General features: G+C 60.2%; 29 protein-coding genes. 17 read left to right on the top strand and 12 right to left on the bottom strand.

Features of this window, described 5'->3' with window-relative positions:
• Positions 1–26 precede the first annotated feature (26 nt).
• From lpxD to lpxB, 5 genes are read left to right on the top strand one after another with little or no spacing between them, the layout of a single operon-like run.
• The gene (gene lpxD, locus AC1PUL_RS08225) at positions 27–1,091 is read left to right on the top strand and encodes a UDP-3-O-(3-hydroxymyristoyl)glucosamine N-acyltransferase (RefSeq protein WP_480467761.1); all 1,065 of its coding nucleotides are present in this window, start codon (positions 27–29) and stop codon (positions 1,089–1,091) included.
• Positions 1,084–1,551 carry a 3-hydroxyacyl-ACP dehydratase FabZ gene (gene fabZ, locus AC1PUL_RS08220; RefSeq protein WP_298465223.1) on the top strand — a complete coding sequence of 156 codons (468 nt, stop codon included), beginning with the start codon at positions 1,084–1,086 and terminating at the stop codon, positions 1,549–1,551. Before lpxD ends, fabZ begins: the two co-directional genes overlap by 8 nt.
• Complete coding sequence (gene lpxA / locus AC1PUL_RS08215; protein WP_480467759.1) at positions 1,548–2,363, top strand: acyl-ACP--UDP-N-acetylglucosamine O-acyltransferase; 816 nt, start codon at positions 1,548–1,550, stop codon at positions 2,361–2,363. The genes fabZ and lpxA overlap by 4 nt, the downstream gene beginning before the upstream one ends.
• A 3-nt stretch (positions 2,364–2,366) precedes the next feature.
• Positions 2,367–3,254 carry an LpxI family protein gene (locus tag AC1PUL_RS08210; protein ID WP_480467757.1) on the top strand — a complete coding sequence of 296 codons (888 nt, stop codon included), beginning with the start codon at positions 2,367–2,369 and terminating at the stop codon, positions 3,252–3,254.
• On the top strand, positions 3,254–4,429 hold the full coding sequence (gene lpxB, locus AC1PUL_RS08205) for a lipid-A-disaccharide synthase (protein ID WP_480467755.1): 1,176 nt from the start codon (positions 3,254–3,256) through the stop codon (positions 4,427–4,429). The genes AC1PUL_RS08210 and lpxB overlap by 1 nt, the downstream gene beginning before the upstream one ends.
• A gap of 4 nt (positions 4,430–4,433) precedes the next feature.
• Here the strand turns inward: lpxB and AC1PUL_RS08200 are convergent, their stop codons facing one another.
• Positions 4,434–5,627, bottom strand: a complete 1,194-nt coding sequence (locus tag AC1PUL_RS08200; protein ID WP_480468535.1) for a GTP-binding protein — start codon at positions 5,625–5,627, stop codon at positions 4,434–4,436.
• An 86-nt stretch (positions 5,628–5,713) separates the two neighbouring features.
• On the bottom strand, positions 5,714–6,760 hold the full coding sequence (gene znuA / locus AC1PUL_RS08195) for a zinc ABC transporter substrate-binding protein ZnuA (RefSeq protein ID WP_480467754.1): 1,047 nt from the start codon (positions 6,758–6,760) through the stop codon (positions 5,714–5,716).
• A 100-nt stretch (positions 6,761–6,860) separates the two neighbouring features.
• Here znuA and znuC point away from each other — a divergent pair, with 100 nt between their 5' ends.
• Genes znuC through AC1PUL_RS08180 form a run of 3 tightly spaced genes read left to right on the top strand, consistent with a single transcriptional unit; the run spans position 6,861 to position 9,017 of the window.
• Positions 6,861–7,802, top strand: a complete 942-nt coding sequence (znuC, locus tag AC1PUL_RS08190; protein WP_480467752.1) for a zinc ABC transporter ATP-binding protein ZnuC — start codon at positions 6,861–6,863, stop codon at positions 7,800–7,802.
• On the top strand, positions 7,792–8,607 hold the full coding sequence (znuB, locus tag AC1PUL_RS08185; protein WP_480468534.1) for a zinc ABC transporter permease subunit ZnuB: 816 nt from the start codon (positions 7,792–7,794) through the stop codon (positions 8,605–8,607). The genes znuC and znuB overlap by 11 nt, the downstream gene beginning before the upstream one ends.
• A 2-nt stretch (positions 8,608–8,609) precedes the next feature.
• On the top strand, positions 8,610–9,017 hold the full coding sequence (locus AC1PUL_RS08180) for a Fur family transcriptional regulator (protein WP_480467750.1): 408 nt from the start codon (positions 8,610–8,612) through the stop codon (positions 9,015–9,017).
• A 12-nt stretch (positions 9,018–9,029) separates the two neighbouring features.
• On the opposite strand, the gene AC1PUL_RS08175 is transcribed toward AC1PUL_RS08180, so the two are convergent.
• From AC1PUL_RS08175 to AC1PUL_RS08150, 6 genes are all read right to left on the bottom strand, one after another.
• Positions 9,030–9,557 carry a gamma carbonic anhydrase family protein gene (locus tag AC1PUL_RS08175; RefSeq protein ID WP_480467748.1) on the bottom strand — a complete coding sequence of 176 codons (528 nt, stop codon included), beginning with the start codon at positions 9,555–9,557 and terminating at the stop codon, positions 9,030–9,032.
• A 16-nt stretch (positions 9,558–9,573) separates the two neighbouring features.
• Positions 9,574–9,846 carry a hypothetical protein gene (locus tag AC1PUL_RS08170; protein WP_480467746.1) on the bottom strand — a complete coding sequence of 91 codons (273 nt, stop codon included), beginning with the start codon at positions 9,844–9,846 and terminating at the stop codon, positions 9,574–9,576.
• Positions 9,847–9,894: 48 nt separating this feature from the next.
• Entirely contained in the window at positions 9,895–11,349 is a 1,455-nt protein-coding gene (locus AC1PUL_RS08165) for a serine hydrolase (protein WP_480467744.1), read from the bottom strand.
• A gap of 96 nt (positions 11,350–11,445) precedes the next feature.
• A complete protein-coding gene (locus AC1PUL_RS08160; protein WP_480467742.1) occupies positions 11,446–12,240 on the bottom strand; it encodes a hypothetical protein in 795 nt (264 codons plus the stop codon).
• 212 nt (positions 12,241–12,452) lie between these two features.
• Positions 12,453–13,061 (bottom strand): transglutaminase-like cysteine peptidase, encoded by a 609-nt coding sequence (locus tag AC1PUL_RS08155; RefSeq protein WP_480467740.1) that lies wholly within the window; start codon positions 13,059–13,061, stop codon positions 12,453–12,455.
• Between the two features lie 481 nt (positions 13,062–13,542).
• Positions 13,543–14,154 carry a PilZ domain-containing protein gene (locus tag AC1PUL_RS08150; protein WP_480468533.1) on the bottom strand — a complete coding sequence of 204 codons (612 nt, stop codon included), beginning with the start codon at positions 14,152–14,154 and terminating at the stop codon, positions 13,543–13,545.
• Between the two features lie 316 nt (positions 14,155–14,470).
• Here AC1PUL_RS08150 and AC1PUL_RS08145 point away from each other — a divergent pair, with 316 nt between their 5' ends.
• Together AC1PUL_RS08145 and AC1PUL_RS08140 are read left to right on the top strand one after the other, a co-directional pair.
• Positions 14,471–15,247, top strand: coding sequence for a rhomboid family intramembrane serine protease (locus AC1PUL_RS08145; RefSeq protein WP_480467738.1), 777 nt, complete (start codon positions 14,471–14,473; stop codon positions 15,245–15,247).
• Positions 15,248–15,348: 101 nt separating this feature from the next.
• A complete protein-coding gene (locus AC1PUL_RS08140; RefSeq protein WP_480467736.1) occupies positions 15,349–15,783 on the top strand; it encodes a CBS domain-containing protein in 435 nt (144 codons plus the stop codon).
• 47 nt (positions 15,784–15,830) lie between these two features.
• On the opposite strand, the gene AC1PUL_RS08135 is transcribed toward AC1PUL_RS08140, so the two are convergent.
• The 3 genes from AC1PUL_RS08135 to folE form a co-directional block, all read right to left on the bottom strand.
• Positions 15,831–16,787 (bottom strand): patatin-like phospholipase family protein, encoded by a 957-nt coding sequence (locus AC1PUL_RS08135; protein ID WP_480468532.1) that lies wholly within the window; start codon positions 16,785–16,787, stop codon positions 15,831–15,833.
• Between the two features lie 80 nt (positions 16,788–16,867).
• Positions 16,868–17,320 carry a phosphoribosyl-AMP cyclohydrolase gene (gene hisI / locus AC1PUL_RS08130; RefSeq protein ID WP_480467734.1) on the bottom strand — a complete coding sequence of 151 codons (453 nt, stop codon included), beginning with the start codon at positions 17,318–17,320 and terminating at the stop codon, positions 16,868–16,870.
• A 16-nt stretch (positions 17,321–17,336) separates the two neighbouring features.
• A complete protein-coding gene (gene folE / locus AC1PUL_RS08125) occupies positions 17,337–17,942 on the bottom strand; it encodes a GTP cyclohydrolase I FolE (protein WP_480467731.1) in 606 nt (201 codons plus the stop codon).
• Positions 17,943–18,213: 271 nt separating this feature from the next.
• Here folE and AC1PUL_RS08120 point away from each other — a divergent pair, with 271 nt between their 5' ends.
• From AC1PUL_RS08120 to AC1PUL_RS08100, 5 genes are all read left to right on the top strand, one after another.
• Positions 18,214–18,660 (top strand): iron-sulfur cluster assembly scaffold protein, encoded by a 447-nt coding sequence (locus AC1PUL_RS08120; RefSeq protein WP_480467729.1) that lies wholly within the window; start codon positions 18,214–18,216, stop codon positions 18,658–18,660.
• Between the two features lie 2 nt (positions 18,661–18,662).
• On the top strand, positions 18,663–19,031 hold the full coding sequence (gene yidD, locus AC1PUL_RS08115) for a membrane protein insertion efficiency factor YidD (RefSeq protein ID WP_480467727.1): 369 nt from the start codon (positions 18,663–18,665) through the stop codon (positions 19,029–19,031).
• A gap of 58 nt (positions 19,032–19,089) precedes the next feature.
• Complete coding sequence (locus tag AC1PUL_RS08110) at positions 19,090–19,518, top strand: DUF2267 domain-containing protein (RefSeq protein WP_480467726.1); 429 nt, start codon at positions 19,090–19,092, stop codon at positions 19,516–19,518.
• A gap of 117 nt (positions 19,519–19,635) precedes the next feature.
• A complete protein-coding gene (gene thrS, locus AC1PUL_RS08105; RefSeq protein ID WP_480467724.1) occupies positions 19,636–21,633 on the top strand; it encodes a threonine--tRNA ligase in 1,998 nt (665 codons plus the stop codon).
• Positions 21,634–21,735: 102 nt separating this feature from the next.
• Positions 21,736–22,575: a lysophospholipid acyltransferase family protein gene (locus tag AC1PUL_RS08100; RefSeq protein WP_480467722.1), complete on the top strand. Its 840-nt coding sequence runs from the start codon at positions 21,736–21,738 to the stop codon at positions 22,573–22,575.
• 7 nt (positions 22,576–22,582) lie between these two features.
• Here AC1PUL_RS08100 and AC1PUL_RS08095 read toward each other — a convergent pair whose 3' ends face one another.
• Positions 22,583–23,539: a hypothetical protein gene (locus AC1PUL_RS08095; protein WP_480467721.1), complete on the bottom strand. Its 957-nt coding sequence runs from the start codon at positions 23,537–23,539 to the stop codon at positions 22,583–22,585.
• 110 nt (positions 23,540–23,649) lie between these two features.
• On the opposite strand from AC1PUL_RS08095, the gene AC1PUL_RS08090 reads away from it, so the two are divergent.
• Entirely contained in the window at positions 23,650–24,234 is a 585-nt protein-coding gene (locus AC1PUL_RS08090; protein WP_480467719.1) for a nitroreductase family protein, read from the top strand.
• On the top strand, positions 24,234–24,842 hold the full coding sequence (locus tag AC1PUL_RS08085; protein WP_480467717.1) for a flavin reductase family protein: 609 nt from the start codon (positions 24,234–24,236) through the stop codon (positions 24,840–24,842). Before AC1PUL_RS08090 ends, AC1PUL_RS08085 begins: the two co-directional genes overlap by 1 nt.
• Positions 24,843–24,892: the final 50 nt, after the last annotated feature.

The following is a 24,892-nucleotide window of genomic DNA, read 5'->3' as shown; positions in this document are numbered from 1 at the left end:
AGGTTGACGTTCTGGAGCGTTTGCTGATGGACCACAATCATTTCTTTCCGCCCCATTCGGGGGTGACCTTGGTTGCGCTTGCAGCCCAGACTGGGGCGGAATTGCAGGATGCGAGCCATGGGGAGCGGATCGTCAGGTCCGTGTCTCCAGTCTCTCGGGCGAAGGAAGGGGACGTCTGCTACATCCTCTCCCGTCGCAACAAGGAAGAGCTGGCGACCTGCCAGGCGGCTGCAATCTTCTGCGAAAAGCCTCTTCTGTCGCTTATTCCCGCGCACATTCCCGTTCTTCTCGCCAAGAGTGCCCAGACGGCTTTTGCTCTGGCCGGTGCATTTCTGCATCCGACAGGCTTGAAGCCGGTTCGAATGACGTCCGAGCCTGCGCGGATCTCCCCGGCGGCCTATGTCGATCCGACAGCAAGTCTGGAAGACGGGGTTGAAGTCGAGGCTATGGCCGTCATCGGCGCTGATGCGGAGATCGGCGCTGGAACCAGGATCGGTCCCGGCGCTGTTATTGGTCCCGGCGTTCGCATCGGCCGTGATTGCGTGATTGCCGGTGGCGCGACCATCCAGGTGGCCCTGATTGGCAACAATGTCATCATTCATAACGGCGCCCGCATCGGCCAAGATGGATTCGGCTACGCGCCGGGTCCTCGCGGCATGCTGAAGATCGTCCAGATTGGGCGCGTGATCATTCAGGACCATGTCGAGATCGGCGCCAACACCACGATCGATCGCGGCACGATGGACGACACCGTGATCGGTGAGGGGACGAAGATCGACAACCTGGTCCAGATCGGCCACAACGTGCGTATCGGCCGCCACTGCGGTATCGTCAGCCAGGTGGGCATCGCCGGCAGCACGGTGATCGGTGATGGCGTGATGATTGGCGGCGCTGCCGGCATCAACGGGCATATCAAGATTGGCGATGGTGCTCAGATTGCTGCCATGAGCGGTGTCCTCGCCGAGGTGCCGCCCGGAGAGAAATATGGCGGCGTTCCTGCCCGACCGTTGAGAGATTATCTGCGCGAAGTGGCCGATACGTTGAGCCGCTATGACAGTCGCGCCAAGGAGAAGGGAGCCAGCAATGACTGAACTCGCGAAAAGCGAATTGGGTTCGGCTGATATCCTCGAGATCATGAAGCTTCTGCCCCACCGCTATCCTTTTTTGCTGGTGGACAAGATCATCGAGATTGACGGCGACAACTCCGCCATCGGTATCAAGAACGTGACGGCCAATGAGCCGCATTTCACCGGTCACTTTCCGGAAAGCCCGATCATGCCGGGCGTGTTGCTGATCGAAGGCATGGCCCAGACGGCCGGTGCGATCTGCGCGCGCAAGGAAGGCGAGGCCGGCAATCTCGTCTACTTCATGACGATCGACAATGCCCGTTTCCGCAAGCCGGTCGTTCCCGGTGACCGAGTCGAGTATCACGTCGTCAAGCAGAAGCAGCGCGGCAATATCTGGAAGTTCCACTGCGATGCCAAGGTTGACGGAGCACTGGTCGCGGAAGCCGATATCGGTGCGATGATCATGCGCAAGGATCAGAAATGAGCCGGATTGCCACAAGCGCCGTCATTCATCCGATGGCCGTGATCGAAGACGGCGCGGTGATCGGCGAGAATGTGAAGGTCGGTCCATTTTGCCGGGTCGGCTCGCGCGTGACGCTGAAAGATGGCGTCGAACTGATTTCGAACGCTGTAGTGACAGGCTTCACCGAGATCGGCGCGGGCTCGACGATCCATCCGATGGCCGTCATTGGTGGTGTCTCCCAGAGCCTTCACGAAGCCGGCGAGGATTCGCGACTGGTTGTGGGCGAAAACTGCACCATGCGCGAAGGCGTGACCATGAACTGCGGCACCGTTGGCGGTGGCGGGATTACCAGCGTCGGCAACAACTGCCTCTTCCTGGCCAATTCGCACGTGGCGCATGACTGCATCCTCGGCAATGACATCATCCTGTCGAACAATGTCATGCTCGCCGGCCATGTGCGCGTCGAAGACCGTGCGATCCTGAGCGGCGGCTGCGCCGTGCACCAGTTCACCCGCATCGGCCGTCATGCCTTTATTGGCGGCCTGTCTGCGGTCAGCTACGACGTCATTCCCTATGGCATGCTGAACGGCAATCCCGGTATCCTCGGCGGACTTAATGTCGTCGGCATGACGCGGTCCGGCATCGAACGAGCTGTGATCCACCAGGTCCGTCGCGCCTTCAAGCAGATCTTCGAGAGTGAAGGCTCTGCCCGCGCCAATGCGGCAGCGATCCGTGACGAATATCTCGACTGCCCTCCGGTCATGGAAATCCTCGATTTCATCGCGGCTGAAAGCGATCGGGCGCTGTCATCGCCCAATCGCGGCAAGAACTGACCCATGACGGCGGCCGCTCGGACTGACGGCCTACCGCGGAACGGTCGCCTTGCGATCATCGCCGGCAGCGGAAAACTGCCGCTCTTCCTTGCAGAAGCCGCCCGTGAGGCCGGAGAAAGCCCCTTCGTCCTTCGCCTGAAGAACGAGGCCGATGAGATCTGGCAGGGGTTCGACAATGCCGTGATCGGCGTGGGCGACATGGCCGGCCTGTCGGCCCTGTTTCGGCAGCATGATATTCGAAGGGTCGTCATGTCGGGCGCGGTCAAGCGCCGCCCCGCTTTCGGTGACATCCGCGTCAACTGGAAATCCATTCTGAAGCTGCCGATGGCGATCCGCACGCTGCTGGCCGGCGGTGACGACGCGGTTCTTCGCATGGTGATCTCACTGATCGAGGCACAGGGCTGCGAAGTTCTCGGCGCCCATGAAATTCTGCCGGGCTTGCTCGCCACTGTTGGTCCGATCGGCGCCGTCACGCCGACAGCCGATGATCTCAAGGACATAGACAGAGCCGCCGAAGCCGCCGAAGCGCTCGGCAGGCTGGACGTGGGGCAGGGGTCGGTCGCGGTCGGTGGCCGCATCGTGGCGCTGGAAGGCGTCGAGGGAACAGATGCCATGCTGGCCCGGGTCAGGGATCTCAGGGGCGAGGGGCGCATCTCCCAGCGTCGCAAGGGTGTTCTGGTCAAGCTCTGCAAGCCGCAGCAGGATTTACGCGCCGACCTTCCGACCATCGGTGTGTCGACGGTTGAAAACGCCAAGGCTGCAGGCCTCGCCGGTATCGCCGTTGAGGCGGGACGCGCACTTGTGGTGGAACGGGAAGCCGTGATCGAGGCCGCAGATGCCGCAGGCCTTTTCGTGGTCGGTATTGACCGCACCGGCAAGGAGCAGGCCTGATGACGGACAGACCGCTGAAGATTGCCGTGATTGCCGGCGAAGTGTCCGGAGATCTTCTGGGCGCTGATCTAATCGCTTATTTGAAAACGATGCACGCAGGACGCGTCGACCTCCTCGGCGTCGGCGGCGAAGCGCTGGAGGCTCAGGGCTTGAAGTCACTCTTCGACTTCTCCGAGCTTTCGATCATGGGCATCACGCAGGTCCTGTCTAAATTGCCCCGGCTGATCAAGCTGATCTCCTGGACCGCAGACGAAATAGTCAAGGCAAGGCCGGATCTCCTCTTGATCGTCGACAGTCCCGATTTCACCCATCGGGTGGCCAAGAAGGTCAGGCGCAGATTGCCCGATCTGCCGGTCGTGAACTATGTCTGCCCCAGCGTCTGGGCCTGGAAGGAATACCGCGCCAAGGCCATGCTCGACTATGTCGATGCCGTGCTGGCGGTGCTGCCCTTCGAGCGCGCCGTGATGCAGCGGCTCGGTGGACCCGAGACGCACTTTGTCGGGCACCGCCTTGCCAGTCATCCGGATATCCGCCGCGTCCGCGAGGCGCGCAAGGCGAGGGGCACAGGGCCTGTCGGCGAAAAGCGCTCCATCCTTCTGCTGCCCGGGTCACGTGGTGGCGAGATTACCCAGCTTCTGCCCATCTTCGGGCAGGCGATGGAGGAATTCGTGGCCCGCAACGGCGACACGCGCTTTGTCCTGCCGACCGTACCGCGCCAGGAGGCACGCGTTCGGGAGATCACTGCAGGCTGGGCGCTGAGACCGGAGATCGTGCTGGGGGATGAGGCGAAGTGGCGCGCTTTTGAAGAAGCCGACGCAGCCATTGCCGCTTCCGGGACCGTGATCCTGGAACTGGCACTCGCCCATGTCCCTGTCGTCTCGACCTACAAGGGCGACTGGATCATCCGCATGCTGAGCCACCGCATCAAGATCTGGACCGGAGCACTACCGAACCTGATTGCCGATTACGCGGTGGTTCCGGAATATTTCAACGATGTTCTGCGGCCCGCAAGCCTCGTTCGCTGGGCCGAGCGGCTTTCGACCGAGACACCGCAGCGTGTGGCGATGCTCACAGGCTACGACGATGTCTGGCAGCGCCTGTCTACGGAAAGTCCCGCCGGAGAAGCCGGCGCAGCCGTGGTTTTGTCACTTCTACAAAGAAGAAGTCGGCTCTGATCCACTACGCCCAGCGGGCAAAGGGGTCGGGCAGCGCTTCCCAAGCCGAGGGCGTAAACGCCCTGGCCGGTACCAGGCAGGCATCAAGCTCAGCCTCGATCGTCTTCTGGTTCATCGGGTCAGCACCGATGAAGACGATTTCCTGTCGCCGGTCTCCCCATTCCTTGTCGAGATAGGGTGCCATGGCATTCATGAAGCTCGGATCGTCGGGCCATCGGGATTTTGGCACCGACGCCCACCAGAGTCCCATCTTGGTGGTCCTGACCAGCGGTCCGGCCTGGCTCAGTTCGCCTACATGATGCGGGCGGGTCGCCAGCCAGAAGAAGCCCTTGGCGCGGATCACACCCGGCCAGGAACGATCGAGGAAATCTCTGAAGCGGCTGGGATCGAAGGGCGCCCGGGCGCGATAGACAAAGGAGCGGATGCCATATTCTTCGGTTTCCGGAACATGGTCGCGGAAGCCATGCAGCTCCTTGAACCACAGCGGATGGGTCTCAGCCTTGGCAAAGTCGAAGAGACCTGTCCCGAGAATGTCTTTTGGCGCGACCTTGGCGAAATCTGTTTCAATGACGCGGGCATCGGCATTGAGGCCGGCAATGATCTTGCGGGCCGCGTCGAGCTGATCCGGCGTTGCCGTCCCGACCTTGTTGAGGATGATCACATCGGCGAATTCGATCTGCTCGACGAGCAGATCGACCAGCGTCCGGTTATCCCCTTCGCCGGCCGTCTCGCCACGATCAGCAAGAAAATCGCTCGACGAATAGTCGCCGATCAGATTGGCCGCATCGACAACCGTCACCATCGTATCGAGTTGCGCGATGTCGGAAAGACTGCGGCCCTCCTCGTCACGAAAATCGAAGGTCGTGGCGATTGGCAGCGGCTCGGCAATGCCGGTTGCCTCGATCAAGAGGTAGTCGAAACGTCCCTGCTCGGCGAGCCCACGCACCTCGTTCAGGAGGTCATCGCGCAGCGTGCAACAGATGCAGCCATTGCTCATTTCCACCAGCTGTTCCTGGGTGCGCGAGAGGGCAGCATCACCACCACGCACAAGGGCCGCGTCGATGTTGACCTCGCTCATGTCGTTGACGATCACGGCGACACGCAAACCCTCGCGATTGGCAAGAACGTGGTTGAGCAGCGTCGTTTTGCCGGCGCCAAGGAAACCGGAGAGAACGGTGACAGGAAGCTTCTTCATGATGGGCTCACTTAATGTAATAACATAACACTTGATGATCCGAAAAAGGCGGAACCGTGGTCCCGCCTTCTTGCCCGGGGGAGGGAGGATTACTGCGACAGGCAGGTGCTCATCGACGTTGCGAGGTTGCGCATCAGCTGTCCATAGAGCGCGGGGCCGGCCTCCAGCGCGCCGCCTTCGGGATCGAGCACGCCCGACTTCGCCTCGGTGCCTTCGGTCACCACACCGATCAACTTGGGCTCGAACTGCGGCTCCGCGAACACGCAGGCAGCACCCAGTTCTTCGATCTTGGCGTGGATGGCCGAAAGGCGCTCGGCGCCCGGCATGGTCTCGGGGCTGACGGTCACGGAACCGGCCACCCGCACGCCGTAGCGTTTCTCGAAATACTGGTAGGCGTCATGGAAAACGATGAACGGCTTTTCCAGGACCGGTTTCAACTGCGCGGCAATCTCGGCATCAAGCGCGTCGATCTCCGCATTCAGGGCGGTAAGGTTGGATTCGTAGGTCGTCTTGTTTGACGGATCGACTTCGCTCAAGCTCTTGGTGATCTCGGCGGCCATTGCTTTCGCATTGGTAGGATCGAGCCAGAGATGCATGTCGATGCCACCATGCTCGTGATCGTGATGATCATGGCCATCCGTTGCAACCTCCTCCTTGTGACCATGATCATGATCATGGTCATGGCCGGCCTCGGCCGTTTCGCCATGACCATGGTCGTCGTGCTCATGAGCATGATCGCCACCCGCATGCTCGCCGTGGTCATGGCCCTCGAAGGCGCCACCTTCCCGGAAGGGCAGCTTCGTCAGGCCATCGGCATCTTCAAGCTCGACCACCTTGGCATCCTTCGGCAGCGCCTCCAGCGGCTTTTCAAGGAAGGCCTCAAGGCCAGGGCCGACCCAGAAGATGAGGTCGGCATTTTCCAGCGCACGCGCATTGGACGGCTTCAGCGTGTAGGTATGCGGGGACGCGGCACCCTCGACAATCAGCGAGGGCTCACCCACGCCCTTCATGATCGAGGCGACGAGCGAATGAACCGGTTTGATCGAAACCACGACGTCGGGAGCGGCGGACGCCAGTGTCGGCGAGAGAATGAGAAACGCCGTCGAGGCAGCCAGTCCGAGGCGATAGCGGGTCATGCAAAGCTCCTGCGAGTGGTTATGTAATACTATTACCTGCGTTGCGTTATGCTATAACGTGTGGCATAGGAGGTGGCAACATCAAAATCTCGAGAACTCCATGAATGCCATGAAATCACGGGAGGCCGCGCCGCTGGTGTCGCTGACCGGCGCCGGTATCAGCAGAAACGGTCGTTGGCTGGTCCGCGGCGTCGACTTTTCCGTCCGCCCGGGTGAAATCGTGACCCTGATCGGCCCCAATGGTTCCGGCAAATCCACCAGTGCCAAGATGGCGATTGGCGTGATAAAGGCGGACGAGGGCAGGGTGGAGCGCAAGCCCGGTCTCACGGTCGGCTATGTCCCGCAGCGGCTGACGGTCGACTGGACCATGCCGCTGACCGTTCGCCGGCTGATGACCCTCACCGCACCGCTTTCCACGTTCGAGGTGGAAAGCGCGCTTGAGGCTGTCGGCATCGCGCATCTTGCCAATGCCGAAGTGCAGCATTTGTCGGGTGGCGAATTCCAGCGCGCGCTTCTTGCCCGTGCCATGGCCAGAAAGCCGGATATCCTGGTGCTCGATGAACCCGTCCAGGGTGTCGATTTCTCGGGTGAAATTGCTCTGTATGATCTGATCACCTCGATCCGAAATACGACCGGCTGCGGCATCCTGCTGATCTCCCACGACCTGCATGTGGTGATGGCCGAAACCGACACGGTGATCTGTCTCAACGGCCATGTCTGCTGCCGCGGAACGCCGGCGGCCGTCAGCCAAAGCCCTGAATACATGCGGCTCTTCGGCGCCAAGGCAGCCCAGACTCTGGCCGTCTACAGCCACGACCACGATCACACCCATCTGCCCGATGGACGCGTTCTGCATGCCGATGGCAGCGTCACGGACCATTGCCATCCGGATGACGGCCACCACCATCACGATGACCATGATCACCATCATGACCACGGTCACGACCATCATCACCACGACCACAGTCATGACCATGACCATGCCCACGCGCATGGCGGTGCAACTGTCGTGAAGGACAGGGAGCATGGCTATGCTGGATGATTTCTTTGTCCGCGCCATTCTCGCCGGCATCGGTCTCGCCCTGACCACTGGTCCGCTTGGCTGTTTCGTCATCTGGCGGCGCATGGCCTATTTCGGCGACACCATGGCTCATTCGGCGCTCCTGGGTGTCGCGCTGTCGCTGTTCTTCTCATTGAACCTGATGGTCAGCGTGTTTGTCGTCGCCTCCATGGTCTCGCTGATCCTGATCGTCCTGCAGAAGCGACAGGGGCTGTCGGCTGACGCTCTCCTGGGCATCCTGAGCCATGCTACGCTCGCGATCGGCCTGGTCATGGTCGCCTTCATGAGTTGGGTCCGCTTCGACCTCATCGCCTTCCTGTTCGGCGATATCCTCGCGGTAACCCCGACGGACGTCGCCATCGTCTGGATCGGGGGCCTTTTCGTCCTCGCCATCATTGCCTGGCTCTGGCGCCCTCTGCTCGCCGGCACCGTCAATGTCGAACTGGCCGAAGCCGAGGGCATGCAGCCCGAGCGGGCGAGACTGATCTTCATGCTGCTGATGGCCCTGGTCATCGCGATTGCCATGAAGATCGTGGGGATCCTCTTGATCACCTCGCTGCTCATCATCCCGGCAGCTGCCGCGCGCCGCTTTGCCTCGACGCCGGAAGTCATGGCGGTTCTGGCCTCTGTGATCGGCGCGGTCGCTGTCGTCATGGGCCTTTTCGGCTCGCTGACCTACGACACGCCCTCGGGCCCGTCGATCGTCGTGGCGGCCCTCCTGCTCTTCCTTATCAGCCTGCTGCCAAAGCCGGGCATCAGATCCTCAGACGCCAGACCGGGTGCATGACCATGACCAAGACTGATCTCACGCGCAACCAGTCCCTCGTCTTCGACGCGCTCGTCCATTCGGAAGGACCGCTATCGGCCTACACGCTGCTCGACAAGCTGCGCGAACATGGCTTTCGCGCGCCTCTGCAGGTGTACCGTGCGCTCGACAAGCTGGTCGAATTCGGCATGGTCCATCGGCTGGAAAGCCTGAATGCCTTCGTCGCCTGCGCACACCCGCATGACGGCTGCTCCGGTCATGGCACCGTTGCCTTCATGATCTGCAACAAATGCGGCCATGTCACCGAGTTCCACGACCACGATATCGACCACAAGCTGGCGACGGTGGCGCGGGGATTGAGGTTCAAGTCGGAGAAAACTACGATCGAGGTGCGAGGGATATGCTCGTCCTGCGCGGAAATCGCGGCATAGAACACTCCGCGATTAAAGGGGTTGCAGTCCACTCGCGAAACGGCGCCAGTTGCGCACATAGTTTTCGGCTGAGAGCCGCAAGCCCGCGATTGCGACGTGATCCAGTATCCGGACGACGCGCGCCGGCGATCCGACGATGAGGGAATTGTCCGGGAAGACCTTGCCTTCGGTGATCAGGGAATTGGCACCCACCAGGCAATTGTCGCCGATGCGCGCCCCGTTGAGAACCGTCGATCCCATACCGATCAGCGAGTTGTTGCCGATGCTGCAGCCATGAATGATGGCGTGGTGGCCGATCGTGCAGCCCTCGCCGATGGTCACGCCCTTGCCTGGGTCCGTGTGTACCATCACGCCGTCCTGGATATTGGTCCGGGCACCGATTGCGATCGGATCATTATCGCCGCGCAGGACGGCGCCGAACCAGATGCCGACCTCGTCGCCGAGGCGCACATCGCCGATGACCTTAGCATCGGGTGCTAGCCAGAACTGATCGGCAGCAGGAACCTGCGGGATCCGGTCACCCAGACGGTAAAGCGGCATTCAGAAACCGCCTTTTTCAGCGCAGCCGCAGCACGACGGGGAAACGACCGCCCTGGGCCGAGACGTGCAGATGGATATTGGCTTCTGGCTGGGAATAGCGCCAGGCGCGAGCACCATGGCTGAGCAGAAGCCCGATCAGGTCCTTGGTCTTCGACCGCTTCTCCCGAAGCCCGAGATCCGCGAGCCGGTAGGCCGCCTCGTGCAGCGGATGGAGAACACCGCTGGCAGCGAGCTGCCCGCCATTGTCCTGGTCCTCGACGGGACCGTATCTGAAGTCTTTCGATGCCATTCCATGATCCTCGTAAACAGTACAAATCGAGGGTTTTGGGCGACCGTTTTACTGGGCCGCAGCCCAGCAGCGGATTCCCTTTTTCTTCAGTGCATTGCAGGCATTGACCGCGTCCCGCTGCTCGTCGAAACCGCCAAAGCGCGCGCGGTAGATTTGGTTGGCACCCTCGCCGAAAGCGACGGTGAAGGGGGTGGCGGAACGCAATACCTTTCCGCCTTTTTCCTGCGCGTCGCGCAGGAGATCCATGGCCAGTTCCTTGTCCGGCGACGTCCCGATCTGCACCACCCAGCCACCAGCAGGTGCAGTGGAGGCGGTGGTCATGGCATCGACATCCGGTGCAGTCGCCGATGCGGCCGCAACCGACTGGGTTGTCGCGGCGGGAGCGATCGACGCACCGGTGTCCGGCATATAGGCAGGTGCCGGTTGCGGAACGGGAACACCGGCTGCAGGCGCCGCTGGCCGAAGGGTTTCAAGCGCAGCCGCTGCATTCGATGTCTGCGGGGCAACATAGGCCTGTGCGACGCCGGTATAGCGCGGATCGGGCAGTGGACCTGTGCGAGGAAGAGTGGGCAGATCGCCGCTCACAGACGCCGAAGCTGCAGCCGAAGACGGCGCAACGGAGGTGTCGTTCTTGGCAATCAGGTTTCCATTGCCCCGCGTGCTCGACGCGGCCGGCAGATAGCGCTGAACGAGATTGGTCATCTGCGCATTGCGGCGCGCCCCAGAGGTAGCGCCCAGCACGACGGCAACGATGGAACGACCGCCCGCCTCGGCCGAGGTGGCCAGGTTGTAACCGGCAGCGCGGGTAAAGCCCGTCTTGATGCCGTCGACGCCGCGAACCTGGCCGAGCAGCCGGTTGTGGTTGCCGATGGTCTGCTTGCCGAAGCGGAAGCTGCGCGTTGAGAAGTAATCGTAGTATTGCGGGAAATGCTGACGCAGGGCGATGCCGAGGCGAGCCTGATCGCGCGCCGTCGTCATCTGCGCGGTGTTGGGCAAGCCATGTGCATTGCGATACGTGGTCTTGGTCATGCCGAGGCTGCGGGCCTTGGTCGTCATCATCTGGGCAAAGCGCTTTTCAGAGCCGCCGAGATGTTCTGCAACAGCCGTCGCCACGTCATTGGCCGAGCGGGTGACGAGCGCAAGGATTGCCTGTTCGACCGTAATGCTGCGACCGGTGCCCACGCCGAGCTTCGACGGCGGCTCCTTGGCGGCATTGGCAGAGAACGGAATCTTGCTGTTCAACGAGATGCGGCCAGCTTCCAGCGCCTCGAAGACCATATAAAGGGTCATCATCTTGGTCAGCGAGGCCGGGTAGCGCAGACTGTCGGCATTCTCGCTGTAGAGCACCTTGCCGGTTTTGGCGTCGATGACGATGCCGGCATATTTGGGATTGGCCTGGGCAGTGCCAACGGCAGCGATAAGTGTCACGAAGACCGCAAACGCCGCGAGGACAAGCCGACGCACAGCGGCTGCGAAGTTGGAGCTTCCGAAAACTTTATGCACCACGATACTCTTTGAATTTCACCATTGACGACCGGACGCTCTCCCCCAATCGCGACCATCTCGCTGGACCCTACGGAATTAGCCTTACCAAGAGGTTTATGATGAACGGTCGGTTGACGCTTTGGATGGGATTTTAAGCGTCGTCGCAGCTGTGGCGGGGCTTTGATGGCGGAGCACATAATCGTGAACGGCCGTATCGATCGCTTGCCAGTCGTTGAGCAGGCGGCTCGAGAAACGATAGAGAACCGTCAGGTCCTCGCCGACATGAATGTCACGCTGACAATCGCTGCTGCTGGCCTGGTCAACAGTTTTAGGCATGACGCAACGGATCGCATAATGGGCCCCGTCACCGGTCACTGCCGTCAGCAGAGCTTCGCCTTCATAGCCCGTGCCATCGCGAAATGTCCGCAGTGTCAAGCCGGCCGGTCCGGCCTGCTGCTCCGGCTCCAGCAAGTTCATGTAGATCGGCTCCAGTCGACCGGACATGTCTCGAGACATGGTGCTCTGTGAAATCTGTAGAAAAATCAGAGACTGAGAGAGGTCGATGTCATCGAATCTGCGCCGCTTTGCGCTCGAATACCCCGTCATTTCGGGCCACAGAAGATAAAGATCAACGCGCTCTGCGTCGCCACCGCGGCGCTGCTCTTCGAAGCGTATGGTGTTTTCAGGTAAGGACAGCCTGTCACTGCCGATGTTTATCTCAACGATATCGGTGCTTTCACTATGTCCAGCGCGCGAAAGCCGCTCGCCATAAGCGCGTCCATACCAGCTGATCAAAAGAGAAGCGCAGGCGAGCGCCGTGATGGTCAGAGTAGCAATGATCAGAAAGCGGGGGGAGATCAGCGGCGCCCGCTCATCATCTACCTGCAGCCCGTTTGCCTCGCCTCGCATATCGATATGGTCCCCCGGGTGGGCTCCTAGTGCAGGAGTCATCACGGGATCAGACTTCGGTGAACGTGGTTAACATGGCGTTAAATTTTGACGCCTTCGGGCTTCAGCCCAAAAAGAGAGCCGGTCCCGGTTGGACGGGACCGGCTCATTGGCTCCGGTCGGGGGACGGGTAGGCGGGGACAGACCGGGCCAGAAGCGGACGGCGGCTTGTTTTACTGGGACACGCTGCCGACGATGCCTGCGCGACCATCCTGAAGCTTCACCCATCGACCGGGATTGCTTGAGGACTGACGCTTCAAATAGGTGTATTCAGTCTCAGACCACAGCAGCACCTTGTTGCGCATGTTGTCGAGAATGAAGTCGCCGTGGTCGGTTCTCACCGTCAGAACAGCATGACCTTCGCCGTTTGGCTGAAGCACGACCGTCATCAGGAGATCGGCGGGATCGACGCCACGATCGACCAGCATCTTGCGCTTCAGAAGCGCAAAGTCTTCACAGTCGCCCACGCTGCGCGGATAGGTCCAGCGCTCCTCGACGCCGTAGATCTCCATATCCGTAAGCGGCGTGATCGAGCTGTTGACGGTGTAATTGACGTCGAGAATTGCCTTCCACAGATCTTCCGTCAGAGCCATGGGGCCGCTGTCAGTCTGTCGGCCGTCACATTCGCCTGAATAGGTCTGGCAGAATTCGTAGTGCCCGATGGGCGGATTGGCCTTGCCGACGATCTGCATGTTGGCCGGCATGGCCGAGACCTGAAGGGCCATTGCGCCTGCGAAGACGGTGGCCAGAGTTCCAATACCCAGATTTTTCTTTGTTGTCATTGGTTGTCTCCTGGTGATGGAGATAGCAATGACATAGAAATTTTGATGTCCCGCGAAGAATAGTTCTAAGATTAAAGTAGAAATAAATGAAAATCAGAATCTATATTTATTTGTATTCGATCTGTATTTGATTATCTATTGAATAAAATTTGCTGCGCATTTGAGTGGCATTTTATCAGATGCGCACCTCGTGGGCGCGCTGTCTCGAAAGTATGATGTAAAAACAAAGACTTAAATCACATGCCCTATGCGCTGGCGGTGAAGCATCTGACCGGCCAACTCGTTGTCACTGGAGTTCCGGCATGTGCTTCAAGCCTTCCCCAGATCGTGGATGAGTTAGCTTGACCTGCAGGGGCGGGAAACGGCGCTAAAATTTTTTTTGAAGAAAGTGTTCCGCTCTGGGACGATTTCGGGCTGCCATGAAGAAAGGCGCCTCGCAAAAATTTGCGGGCGCCTTCCGATCTGGGTGCTGAAGAGAGACTCAGAGAAACTCTGTGAGTGCTTCCTTGGATTGAAGCGACAGGAATTCGATCGCCACGCCTTCCATGAAATGGCGCACCACGCGTCCGCGCATATTGCCAAGGCGCACCGCCGAACCGATCGGCGGACGGATATCGATATCGACAGCAGCCCCGGACAGGGAAAGGTCCATCAGGCGGCATGGATAGACCTTGCCGTCTTCAAGGGTCAGCTGGGTCCGGGTCTGGCGCGGCGTCAATCGATCGTGACGACGGTCTTCCGGCAGTCCGAGTTCATGTTTGTTGGCAATCCAGGTCAGCTGCGCCGCGAGTTTCTCGCGCTTGCGGACGGTCGCATTGATGGAGATGACGAAGCCGTCTTCGGTCAGCTTGACGACGGTACCCTCTATGCGTCCGAGATGGTCGATATAGGCAATAACCCGTTCTGTCGGGCGAGGCATGCCAGCGCAGGCAAATCGGACATCGCCCGGCGACATGTCGATGACCTTGCAGACATACTCTTCGTAATTGGCGAGCATGAGGCGGCCTTGCAGGCTGACGGCGACGCGCTGGAATGCGCGCTGCTGTCCCGGCGAGGCGATCGTGTTGCTTTGGCTTGCCTGGGTCGAGTACATCATGGAAATTCTGTCTATTCCTCTGTGTATCAAGATTAGCCGTTGAGCCGTTAATATAGTGTTTGCTTTTGCAGGCGCTTTTGCCAGACGGAACCGAATTCTGTCTTGAGTTAAGGTTAAGAAAGGCTTTCGATTGCGGGCTTCGTGCAGCAATGGCATGAAACCGCATCACACGCGAAGGAAAGCCTTCGGCGCCACCTCCAACCGACGCGACGATCCGCCTGGCGTCGGCATAGGCCACTCGGTCAACCGAGCGGCCTTTTTTTTGATCTCCACCTGCATTACCTGATGGCTGTCGCAGCAAAAGGATGGCCAGATGCAGGATGATACGGGATCGCGAGGGGGTGAGGGGGCGACGGGCGAGGCAGGTCAGCTGTCAGATCGGAATGATTCGCCCAACAACCCGCCGATCTTCAACCTGCCGACAGGCATCCTCGCGGCGCTCGCTCTGATCTGCGGTATCTATGGGCTGCAGGAATTCGTCCTGTCTGCCGCAGTGAACCAATGGATTGCCGTGGAGTTCGGCTTCTCGCCCATCCGTTATCTTTATCCACTGTCCGAGCAATCCCTGGCCTGGTTATGGACACCGGTGAGCTATTCCTTGCTTCATGGAAGCTTCGAACACCTCGCCTTCAACAGCCTCTGGCTGGCCGCCTTCGGCACTCCTGTTTGCCGCCGCATCGGCGAAGCGCGGCTTGTCCTGTTCTGGGTCGTGTCGTCGGTTGCAGCTGCAGCGCTGCATGCTCTCGTCAACTGGGGCGAGCCTTCGCTGATGGTGGGAGCCTCCGGGGTCATCTCGGCTCTGATGGGAGCGGCCTGCCGATTCGCCTTTGGAGATCGCCAGCGCAGCCTGATGCGTTTGACCGGCGGCGAGCCGCCCTTGCTCTCGATCGGTCAGGCACTTGCCGATCGCACGGTGCGCGTTTTCATCATTGTCTGGTTTCTTGGAAACGTGGCAATCGCGCTCGGTCTGCCGATGTTGGGCGCCGATTCAGCCGCGATCGCCTGGGATGCCCATATCGGCGGTTTCCTGCTTGGATTTTTCTGTTTTGCCCTCTTCGACCCGCATAGCCGCCGACACACAGCTGCGTGACGCCGTGCTTGTTGCATTCTTCCTGAAATGAGGGCACCTTTTTGATGGCGGCCTGAGGAGGGTTGGGCTGCCATCCGGGTGTTCTATGCGAGGAGGAACGCATGCCTGCATCTGCTAGAAGCATACTTGAGCAAAAGGGTCGCAACGTCATCACGATCAGTCCGACTGTGACGCTGGGTGAAGCGGCGCATGTTCTGGAAGAACACAAGATCGGTGCCGTTGTTGTTGTCGGCATGGAAAGCCGAATTGTCGGCATCTTCACCGAGCGCGATGTGGTTCGAGCGATCGGGACGGCTGGCAAGGATGCGTTCGATCAGCCGGTGTCTGCCTTCATGACCGCGAATGTCTATCGCTGCCGCGAAGATACCAGCGTCAATGAACTAATGGAGATGATGTCGAGCCGCCGCTTCCGTCACGTGCCCGTCGAGGACAACGGCAAGCTGTCCGGGATCATTTCGATCGGTGACGTCGTCAAGTCCCGTATCCGCGAGATCGAACAGGAAGCCGAGCACATCAAGGCTTACATCGCCGGGTAATCCTGCTGCCTTGCGGTGACAAGAGCTAAGGGCGGTTGCGGCCGCCTTTAGCGCAAGACGGCTTCTTGCATGCGTCGGATTTCCGCGACGCGGACCTTCGCTTCTTCATAGCCCCGCTCGATCGCCTCACCGGCGCGATGAAATTCGGAAAGGCCGATATCATTGAGGCGGGGATGGAGTGCCAGATCCGGCGGGTCGCCGGCAAGGCGCGCGCGTGAAATTCGGTCCTGGATGATGTTGAAGGCCTGCACCATGACGCCGGTCAGGCCGACTTTGCTGGGGGCCTTTGCCGCTTCTGCGCTGGCCTGATCCGGTGCGGACGCCTTGTGTTTGACCACCGCCGACCGCCCGAAGACGTCGTAATGCAGGTTGACGGCCATCACCAACGGCTGCTCATAGGCCCGGCAGACCGACACCGGCACGGGATTCACGAGCGCGCCGTCGATCAGCGTGCGATTGTTGCAATGGATCGGTTCGAAGATGCCGGGCAGGGCATAGGACGCCCGAAGCGCCGTAATCAAGCTTCCGCCATCGATCCAGACTTCATGGCCGCTATTGAGCTCTGAGGCGACCGCCACAAAGGGTTTCGGCAGATCTTCGACCGTCAGTCCTTCGAGGTGCTCCTGCATCCGCTTTGTCAGCCGCATGCCGCCGAGAAGGCCGCCGCCACCGATGGTCAGGTCAAGCAGCGAAGCGATGCGGCGCATGGTCAGCGAACGGGCGAAGGCCTCCAGTTCGTCGAGCTTTCCGGCGAGATAACATCCGCCGACCAGGGCGCCGATGGATGTGCCCGCGATCATGCCGACCTCGATGCCTTCTTCATCCAGTGCTCTGAGGACACCGATATGCGCCCAACCGCGGGCAGCACCTCCGCCGAGCGCCAGGGCCACTTTCGCCTTTGGCCGTTTTTCAGCAACAACTCGTCCAGGCGGTGATGCTCCGCCTTCCTTGGCAGGTTGCGCTACCGTCGCGCCGCCGTTCGAAATCATGCTCCAGTTCAGCATCTCCGTACCCCACAAGCTGAACACTCCGGGTCACATTAGGACACTGTCTGCTTACGATTTCGTTAGGACCGAAGATGCCGTCAGTGGCCGTAGACGTGATCGGGATCGAAATGACGGTGATCATCCGCGATCGCGAGAACTGGTTTGCCTTCGACCACCTGAGCCCTCCGATAGAAGCAGGAGCGACGGCCCGTATGACAGGTGGCATCATGCCCGGCGACTTCCACCTTCAGCCAGATCGCATCCTGGTCGCAATCGACCCGCATTTCCTTGACCGTCTGGAGATTGCCGGAACTCTCGCCCTTCTTCCAGATCTTCGCCCGGGAGCGGCTGTAATAGTGGCCGATGCCGGTCTGAAGCGTCAGCGCGATGGCCTCGGCATTCATATGCGCCACCATCAAGAGCTCGCCGTCGCGCGCATCGGTGACCACGGCGGTCACCAGACCGTGATCGTCGAACTTCGGCGTGAAGGCGAGACCTTCCTCAAGGATTTTCTTGTCGCTCGAGGGCGCATCGAAATCAAAACCAGACATGTCAAAACTCGCGAGCTTAGCGGCTCCGAACCATGGAAATGAAGCGCGCCTGCTCGGCGGCATTATCCTTGAAGGCGCCGGTGAAGGTGGTGGTCAGCGTCGTGGAACCCGTCTTCTGGATCCCGCGCATTGCCATGCACATATGCTCGGCCTCGAGGAAAACCGCAACCCCGCGCGGCTGCAGGGTCTCGTCGATCGCCTGGGCGATCTGCGCCGTCATGTTTTCCTGAGTCTGCAGACGCTTGGCGAAGACGTCGACCACACGCGCGATTTTCGACAGGCCGAGCACGCGGCCCTTCGGCAGATAGGCGACATGCGCCTTGCCGATGACCGGCAGCATGTGATGTTCGCAATGCGAGAAGAACGAGATGTCGCGCACCAGGACCATGTCCTCGTAGCCGCCGACCTCTTCGAACGTCCGACCGAGAACATCCTCGATATCGGCGCTGTAACCGGCAAAAAGCTCAGCATAGGCCTTGGCGACCCTGGCCGGCGTGTCGAGCAGACCCTCGCGCTCCGGGTCGTCACCGGCCCAGAGGAGAAGCGTACGTACCGCCTGCTCGGCTTCTTCGCGCGTGGGGCGCGGGGCTTCGACGGTCAGTTTCTTGACAATGGCATCCATGGCCTTGGTCTCCCGGTCCCGCGCAAGGCGAGCCGCTTGTTTGGCTTTGCCGGATTGTAAATGCGTAATGCGGCTCATATTGCAAGTCCGTTGTCGAAATCTGCGGTGAGAAGATCGTCCGCACTACGGGACGGCTTGCGTTTGTTCTGTGCCAGTCTCTCCGATATAGTGGCTGACCAGAACGATGATAAGACGGTGCCTGCGACATGATGATGGCTGCATTGCTGCAGTCACTCCCTATATACGGGAGAAGCGCCGGAGCGGATTGACCATGGACGACATCTACAACACCAAGATCCTCGAATTTGCTGGAAACATCGGCCGCATTGGGCAACTCGCCAATGCCGATGCCATGTCCGAAAAACATTCGAAGCTCTGTGGCTCCAAGGTCAGGGTCTACCTCAAGGTCAAGGACGGCGTCGTCACGGATTTCGCCCATGAGGTGAAGGCCTGCGCGCTGGGCCAGGCCTCGTCTGGCATCATGGCCCGCCATGTCGTGGGTGCAAAGGCCGAGGAATTGCGCAAGGCGCGGCTCGATATGCTTGCGATGCTCAAGGAGGATGGCGAGGGGCCGGAGGGGCGTTTCGAGGACATGCGCTTCCTGAAGCCCGTGCGGGAGTACAAGGCGCGCCATGCCTCGACCATGCTGACCTTCGATGCTGTTGTCGACTGTCTCGATCAGATCGAGCATCCGGCGATGCCCGCCGAGGCGAGCTGATCATGTGCAACGGCCCCGACTGTGGGCATGAGCCGGCTAAAGCGACCCCAAGAAGCCGCAACTGGCAGGGGCCCATTCGAAAGACCCCGGGCCGCCTGTTCGGCATGGGTTTCATCCGCCTCTACCAGCTGACCTTCTCGAGCCTTGTCGGCAGTTCCTGCCGGCACATGCCGACCTGTTCCGAATACGGCTACGAGGCCGTTGCCCGTCACGGTCTGTGGTCGGGCGGCTGGCTGACGCTATTCAGGGTCGTCCGCTGTGGGCCCGGCGGAACCTGGGGTCCAGATCCCGTGCCGGAAACGCTGGGAACTAGCTTTTCCTGGTACACACCCTGGCGCCTCTGGATCTTCGGCCGCAAGCAAGGCGGCTGACCAAGATTAGAGATCGCGGCATAGTTGAGCGGTCGATTCGCTTTTGGGACACGATCGCATGCCGATGCCGCTCGAATACCGCGAGGCCTCCGCCGACTTTGACGCCTTCATGAAGGATCTCGTCGCGACGTCTATGATCCAGACGTCTCACCAGGCTTACACCATGCTGCAGGCGGTGCTTCAGGTCTTTCGGCGCCGCCTGACCGTCGGCCAAGCGATTGCCTTTGCCAATGTCCTACCGCCTGTCCTACGCGCCATCTTCGTCAGCGACTGGGATACCGAGGCGCCGGTAAAACCTTTCGCCGATCGCGATGCCCTCATGAAGGAAGTGCGTGCCTTCCGCCATGACCACAATCTCTCGACAGAAACCGCCATCGAGGACGTGACGTCCACAATCCGCCGTCACGTCGATCCAGAGGCGCTGGAGCGGATCCTCAACACGTTGCCCGCAGAGGCGCGCCGCTTCTGGTTCATGGGGCAGGCCTAGCAAGATCCTTTACTCAGCAGCGCTTTCGGCCTATCAAGCGCCGGTTCGTGGCGGGGTGTCTCATCCCGCAATTTTCACCACCCGCATTCGTTGGCGGGACTGGATCAGGAGACGTTTATGTCCGCTTCCGTATCTCTCACTTTCCCCGATGGCTCCATCCGCGAATTCGCAGCCGGCACGACCGGTGCCGAGGTCGCCGAATCCATTTCCAAGTCGCTTGCCAAGAAGGCCGTCGCCATTGCGCTCGACGGCACGCTGCGCGACCTCTCAGACCCCATCATCGACGGCAAGATCGAGATCGTCACCCGCACCGATCCGCGTGCGCTGGAACTCATCCGCCACGATGCCGCCCACGTGATGGCTGAAGCCGTGCAGGAGCTCTGGCCCGGCACGCAGGTCACCATCGGTCCGGTGATCGAGAACGGTTTCTATTACGACTTCGCCAAGGCTGAACCCTTCACGCCCGACGATCTGCCGAAGATCGAAAAGAAGATGAAGGAGATCATCCAGCGCAACAAGCCCTTCACTAAGGAGATCTGGTCGCGCGACAAGGCCAAGGAAGTCTTTGCTTCCAAGGGCGAAAAGTACAAGGTCGAGCTGGTCGACGCGATCCCGGAAGACCAGGACCTGAAGATCTACTATCAGGGCGACTGGTTCGACCTCTGCCGTGGGCCGCATATGGCGTCCACCGGGCAGATCGGCATGGCCTTCAAGCTGATGAAGGTGGCCGGCGCCTATTGGCGCGGTGACAGCAACAACGCCATGCTGAGCCGCATCTACGGCACCGCCTTTGCCGAACAGGAAGATCTGGACCGTTATCTGCACATTCTGGCCGAAGCCGAAAAGCGCGACCACCGCAAGCTCGGCCGTGAAATGGATCTCTTCCATTTCCAGGAAGAAGGCCCTGGCGTCGTCTTCTGGCACGGCAAGGGCTGGCGCATGTTCCAGACCCTGACATCCTACATGCGCCGTCGTCTTGAGGGCACCTATCAGGAAGTCAATGCGCCGCAGATCCTCGACAAGTCGCTCTGGGAAACCTCGGGTCACTGGGGCTGGTACCAGGAAAACATGTTCGCCGTAAAATCGGCCCATGCTTTCATGAACCCCGATGACGAGGAAGCCGACCAGAAGGTCTTCGCGCTGAAGCCGATGAACTGCCCAGGTCACGTGCAGATTTTCAAGCATGGCCTCAAATCCTATCGCGAACTGCCTGTCCGTCTCGCCGAATTCGGCACGGTTCACCGTTATGAAGCCTCCGGGGCACTTCACGGCCTGATGCGCGTGCGTGGCTTCACCCAGGATGATGCCCACGTCTTCTGCACGGAAGAGCAGATGGCGGCCGAATGCCTGCGCATCAACGACCTGATTCTCTCCGTTTACGAGGACTTCGGTTTCAACGAGATCGTCGTGAAGCTCTCGACCCGTCCGGAAAAGCGCGTCGGCTCCGACGAGCTCTGGGATCGCGCCGAAAGCGTGATGATGGACGTCCTGAAGCAGATCGAGGAGCAGTCCGGCGGACGCATCAAGACCGGCATTCTGCCGGGCGAGGGCGCCTTTTATGGTCCGAAGTTCGAATACACCCTGCGCGACGCCATCGGCCGTGAATGGCAGTGCGGCACGACGCAGGTGGACTTCAACCTGCCGGAACGCTTCGGCGCCTTCTACATCGACCAGAACTCGGAAAAGGTTCAGCCGGTCATGATCCATCGCGCCATCTGCGGCTCGATGGAGCGTTTCCTCGGCATCCTGATCGAGAACTTCGCTGGCCACATGCCGCTGTGGTTTGCACCGCTGCAGGTCGTCGTGGCAACGATCACCTCGGACGCCGACGACTACGGTCGCGAAGTGGCCGAGCAGCTCCGCGATGCCGGCCTTCAGGTCGAAACGGACTTCCGCAACGAAAAGATCAACTACAAGGTCCGCGAGCATTCCGTGACCAAGGTCCCGGTCATCATCGTCTGCGGCAAGCGCGAGGCAGAGGAAAAGACCGTCAACATCCGTCGCCTCGGTTCCCAGGACCAGGTCTCGATGCCGCTTGCGGAAGCGATTGCCGTGCTTGCGGGGGAAGCGACACCTCCGGACGTCAAGCGCAGGCTGGCAAACCGAAAGATCTGAAAAGGATCAACCGTCTGACGGCGTGTCACCACGCTGTCAGACGGCTGTCATCAAAACCGCATATGACGGTCAGATGACTCTCCGCCCCTCTGGAGCACTCCCGTGAAGTTCAAAGAACTGTCTTACGCCAACGAGCGCGATCCGAAGCTTAAGCGCTGGTTCATCCGCTCCATCGAAGGGCTCTCCGGTCGTGACCGTTTCACGAGGCTCTACGATATCTGGCGCAACGACATTGTCGGCAAGACGGACCGGGTCTTCGGCAAGATGCTCGATCTGATCAATGTCGAACTGAAGGTCGAGGGCACTTGGCCGCCGGAAAATGTACCAGAAGGTCCGATTGTGCTGATCGCCAACCATCCGTTCGGCATCGGCGACGGCATCGCCGTGCTTGCGCTTGCTGAGCAACTCGGGCGGCCGTTCCGTGTGCTCATCAATAACGAACTGCTGAAGGTGCCGGAAATGGCGCCTTACTCGCTGCCCGTCTCCTTCGAGGAAACCAAGGAAGCGCTGGCCATCAACATGCAGACCCGCCACGAGGCGTTGAGACTGTTGAAGGAGGGTGTGACTGTCGTGATTTTCCCGGCTGGCGGTGTTGCGACGGCCAAGAAGGGTTTTGGCCGTGCCGAGGACCTGCCGTGGAAGATGTTTCCCGCCAAGCTGATCCAGGCTGCGAAGGCGAATGTCATCCCAGTCTATTTCGAAGGTCAGAACGGTCGGCTGTTTCACCTTGCCAGCAAGATTTCGCTGACGCTGCGCGTCTCCTTGCTGATCCGCGAATTCCGCCGTCTGTCGGGTTCAACGATCCGAGCCCGCGTCGGCGAGACGATGCCCTGGGAAGACCTGAGCAGCCATGCTGACCGCAAGGATCTGCTGGCACGGCTGTTCGGCGCCGTCTTCAGCATGGCGCCTGCCGAGTCGCGAAAGTTCCGCCGCGCGGCCTGACACAGGATCAGGATTGGTCGTCGAGCAACAGTTCGACGTCCATGTTGACGCCTGCCTTGACCTCGAAATCCTTCTGGAAAAGCTTGTCCTTGTTGCGGGCAACAGCCGTGTATTGGCCTTCTGCCAGCACCATGACCGGAAAGGCGCTGACGCTTTCGGCGACGATGTCGCCGCCTGACGTCAGGACAGACCATGCCGTATCGGCAATCGCTTCGCCACCTTCGTCCGATACCAGCTTGAAGCCCACTTGCGACGCACGGTGCTGCATGGTCGCTTCCGTCAGTTCACCGGCTTCCACCGTTATGTCTGCCCTGACAACGGCATTGATTGAGCCGTATTCGGATACGACGTGATAGGTGCCGGCATTCAGGCGCACAATGGTGTTCGGCTTGACATCCGCCAGCACCAGGCCCCTTTCACCGTCCTCACGCACTTCCGACGAATAGATGTCGAAGCTCAGCTGCTTGTCGGGAATATGCGTGTCGGCACCCGAGATCGCGTTGAGCGCCATGCCGCCGGCGTCAAGAACGAGCACCTGATTGGCCACATCGCCATCCGCGGGTATGCTGAGCTTCTTCGTCGCACCTGCCCGCCCAAAGGAAACATTGACGAAATAGTCTCCCGGCGCGAGCTGAAAGGCGGCAGATCCACCTTCCGCACTTGCCAAAAGTGGCAGCTTTCCATCAGAGCCGGGGATGGGGCTGAACACCCGCCAGGACAAACCATGCTGCATCGGCTCCCCGCCTTCGGTGAGCTTGGCATCGAGCCTGACGCTGCGGCCTTGCGTGACATTGGCAATGGCGCCGGCCGCCGGCGAAGAGAACGCTTTCAGCTTCGGCATCTTGGTAGAGCCGTTCAACTGCTTGAAGGTATCAAAAGCTTCCTGCGCGACGGCTGGTGACGTCGCGGCTGAGGCGACGAAAAGCCAGAGCAGCAGGCGGACGAGACCATCTTGGCGAAACATGCGACGCACTGTGTGTTGACTTCCTTCCCAATGCCGGCAACTTCAAACCGAACCGCATGGCAATTTCAAGACCTGCCGACCCCGCCAAGGCCTATGAAGGTATCAAGAAAATGAAAAAAGACATCAAGCTGCTCGATTATCTCGCAGTTCGCCGCTCCGTGCCCGCATTTCAGATGTGTGAGCCGGGTCCGGACAAGGCCGAGATCGAGTCGATTTTGACGCTGGCGGTGCGCGTGCCCGACCACGGCAAGCTCGCTCCCTGGCGCTTCATCGTCTATCGCGGTGACGAGCGGGCCACGATTGGCGAAGAATTGCTGAAGATGGCACTGGAAAAGAACCCTGATCTGTCCGAGGAGATGATCAAGGTCGAGCGCACCCGCTTCACCCGCGCTCCTGTCGTCATCGGTGTCGTCTCGACAGCGGCTCCGCATGTGAAGATCCCCGAATGGGAGCAGGTCATGTCGGCCGGTGCGGTCTGCCTCAACCTGCTGATGGCGGCAAACGCCCATGGCTATGTGTCGAACTGGTTGACCGAGTGGTTCGCCTTCGACGAGCGCGCCCATCCGCTTCTCGGTGTGAAACCGGGCGAAAAGGTCGCCGGCTTCATTCACATCGGCTCGACCGAGTTTCCGATCGTCGAGCGTCCGCGCCCGGCATTGGAAGACGTCGTCTCCTGGCAGGGTGGCGAAGACTGATGTTCTACGACACCGAGACGAACAATCATGGAATGGCCCACGATCCCTTCAAGGCGATCGTCGCGCCAAGGCCCATCGGCTGGATCGGCACGAAGGGCAGGGACGGCAGCCGGAACCTGTCGCCCTACTCTTTCTTCAATGCGGTCGGTGATCGTCCAAAGATGGTGATGTTCTCCTCGAGCGGTCGCAAGGACAGTCTGCGCAATGTCGAGGAGACCGGCGTCTTCACGGCAAGCTTCGTCAGCCGCAGCTTGTTGGGGCAAATGAACGAATCATCGGCTCCTGTCTCCTACGGAACAGATGAATTTGAATTGGCGGGACTGACTGCATCTGCGGGCCGTATCGTTGATGCTCCCTTCGTCGGTGAGGCCGTCGCAGCACTTGAATGCCGGGTGACGCAAGTCTTGACCCTGCCTGACATGAACGGCAACGAGACCGACAGCCATGCAGTCTTCGGTCAGGTCGTTGGCATCCATATAGCGGATGAAATGATACGCGACGGCCGTTTCGATCTGGCCGCAGCCGAACCGATCATGCGGCTGGGTTACATGGACTACGCCGGCATGGGGCCGGTCTTTGAATTGAGAAGGCCAAACCAGCGAAGCTGATCTGCCTCACGTCTCTAAGCGACCCATTCGACTGCAGGGCCGGATGGTTA

The organism is Rhizobium sp. P43 (genome assembly GCF_056730705.1).
This window is presented reverse-complemented; position numbering and strand designations above follow the sequence as displayed.

Bases quoted from the DNA above. Each gene is read 5' to 3' on its own strand.
- AC1PUL_RS08140 (WP_480467736.1), top strand. From the start codon at position 15,349: ATGCCTGCATCTGCTAGAAGCATACTTGAGCAAAAGGGTCGCAACGTC.
- fabZ (WP_298465223.1), top strand. From the start codon at position 1,084: ATGACTGAACTCGCGAAAAGCGAATTGGGTTCGGCTGATATCCTCGAG.
- AC1PUL_RS08155 (WP_480467740.1), bottom strand. From the start codon at position 13,061: ATGACAACAAAGAAAAATCTGGGTATTGGAACTCTGGCCACCGTCTTC.
- lpxA (WP_480467759.1), top strand. From the start codon at position 1,548: ATGAGCCGGATTGCCACAAGCGCCGTCATTCATCCGATGGCCGTGATC.
- lpxD (WP_480467761.1), top strand. From the start codon at position 27: ATGGACCACAATCATTTCTTTCCGCCCCATTCGGGGGTGACCTTGGTT.
- thrS (WP_480467724.1), top strand. From the start codon at position 19,636: ATGTCCGCTTCCGTATCTCTCACTTTCCCCGATGGCTCCATCCGCGAA.
- lpxB (WP_480467755.1), top strand. From the start codon at position 3,254: ATGACGGACAGACCGCTGAAGATTGCCGTGATTGCCGGCGAAGTGTCC.
- AC1PUL_RS08145 (WP_480467738.1), top strand. From the start codon at position 14,471: ATGCAGGATGATACGGGATCGCGAGGGGGTGAGGGGGCGACGGGCGAG.
- AC1PUL_RS08095 (WP_480467721.1), bottom strand. From the start codon at position 23,539: ATGTTTCGCCAAGATGGTCTCGTCCGCCTGCTGCTCTGGCTTTTCGTC.
- AC1PUL_RS08110 (WP_480467726.1), top strand. From the start codon at position 19,090: ATGCCGATGCCGCTCGAATACCGCGAGGCCTCCGCCGACTTTGACGCC.
- yidD (WP_480467727.1), top strand. From the start codon at position 18,663: ATGTGCAACGGCCCCGACTGTGGGCATGAGCCGGCTAAAGCGACCCCA.
- AC1PUL_RS08090 (WP_480467719.1), top strand. From the start codon at position 23,650: ATGAAAAAAGACATCAAGCTGCTCGATTATCTCGCAGTTCGCCGCTCC.
- AC1PUL_RS08120 (WP_480467729.1), top strand. From the start codon at position 18,214: ATGGACGACATCTACAACACCAAGATCCTCGAATTTGCTGGAAACATC.
- AC1PUL_RS08170 (WP_480467746.1), bottom strand. From the start codon at position 9,846: ATGGCATCGAAAGACTTCAGATACGGTCCCGTCGAGGACCAGGACAAT.
- folE (WP_480467731.1), bottom strand. From the start codon at position 17,942: ATGGATGCCATTGTCAAGAAACTGACCGTCGAAGCCCCGCGCCCCACG.
- AC1PUL_RS08085 (WP_480467717.1), top strand. From the start codon at position 24,234: ATGTTCTACGACACCGAGACGAACAATCATGGAATGGCCCACGATCCC.
- AC1PUL_RS08160 (WP_480467742.1), bottom strand. From the start codon at position 12,240: ATGCGAGGCGAGGCAAACGGGCTGCAGGTAGATGATGAGCGGGCGCCG.
- znuB (WP_480468534.1), top strand. From the start codon at position 7,792: ATGCTGGATGATTTCTTTGTCCGCGCCATTCTCGCCGGCATCGGTCTC.
- AC1PUL_RS08150 (WP_480468533.1), bottom strand. From the start codon at position 14,154: ATGTACTCGACCCAGGCAAGCCAAAGCAACACGATCGCCTCGCCGGGA.
- AC1PUL_RS08180 (WP_480467750.1), top strand. From the start codon at position 8,610: ATGACCAAGACTGATCTCACGCGCAACCAGTCCCTCGTCTTCGACGCG.
- AC1PUL_RS08175 (WP_480467748.1), bottom strand. From the start codon at position 9,557: ATGCCGCTTTACCGTCTGGGTGACCGGATCCCGCAGGTTCCTGCTGCC.
- AC1PUL_RS08135 (WP_480468532.1), bottom strand. From the start codon at position 16,787: ATGCTGAACTGGAGCATGATTTCGAACGGCGGCGCGACGGTAGCGCAA.
- znuA (WP_480467754.1), bottom strand. From the start codon at position 6,760: ATGACCCGCTATCGCCTCGGACTGGCTGCCTCGACGGCGTTTCTCATT.
- znuC (WP_480467752.1), top strand. From the start codon at position 6,861: ATGAATGCCATGAAATCACGGGAGGCCGCGCCGCTGGTGTCGCTGACC.
- AC1PUL_RS08210 (WP_480467757.1), top strand. From the start codon at position 2,367: ATGACGGCGGCCGCTCGGACTGACGGCCTACCGCGGAACGGTCGCCTT.
- hisI (WP_480467734.1), bottom strand. From the start codon at position 17,320: ATGTCTGGTTTTGATTTCGATGCGCCCTCGAGCGACAAGAAAATCCTT.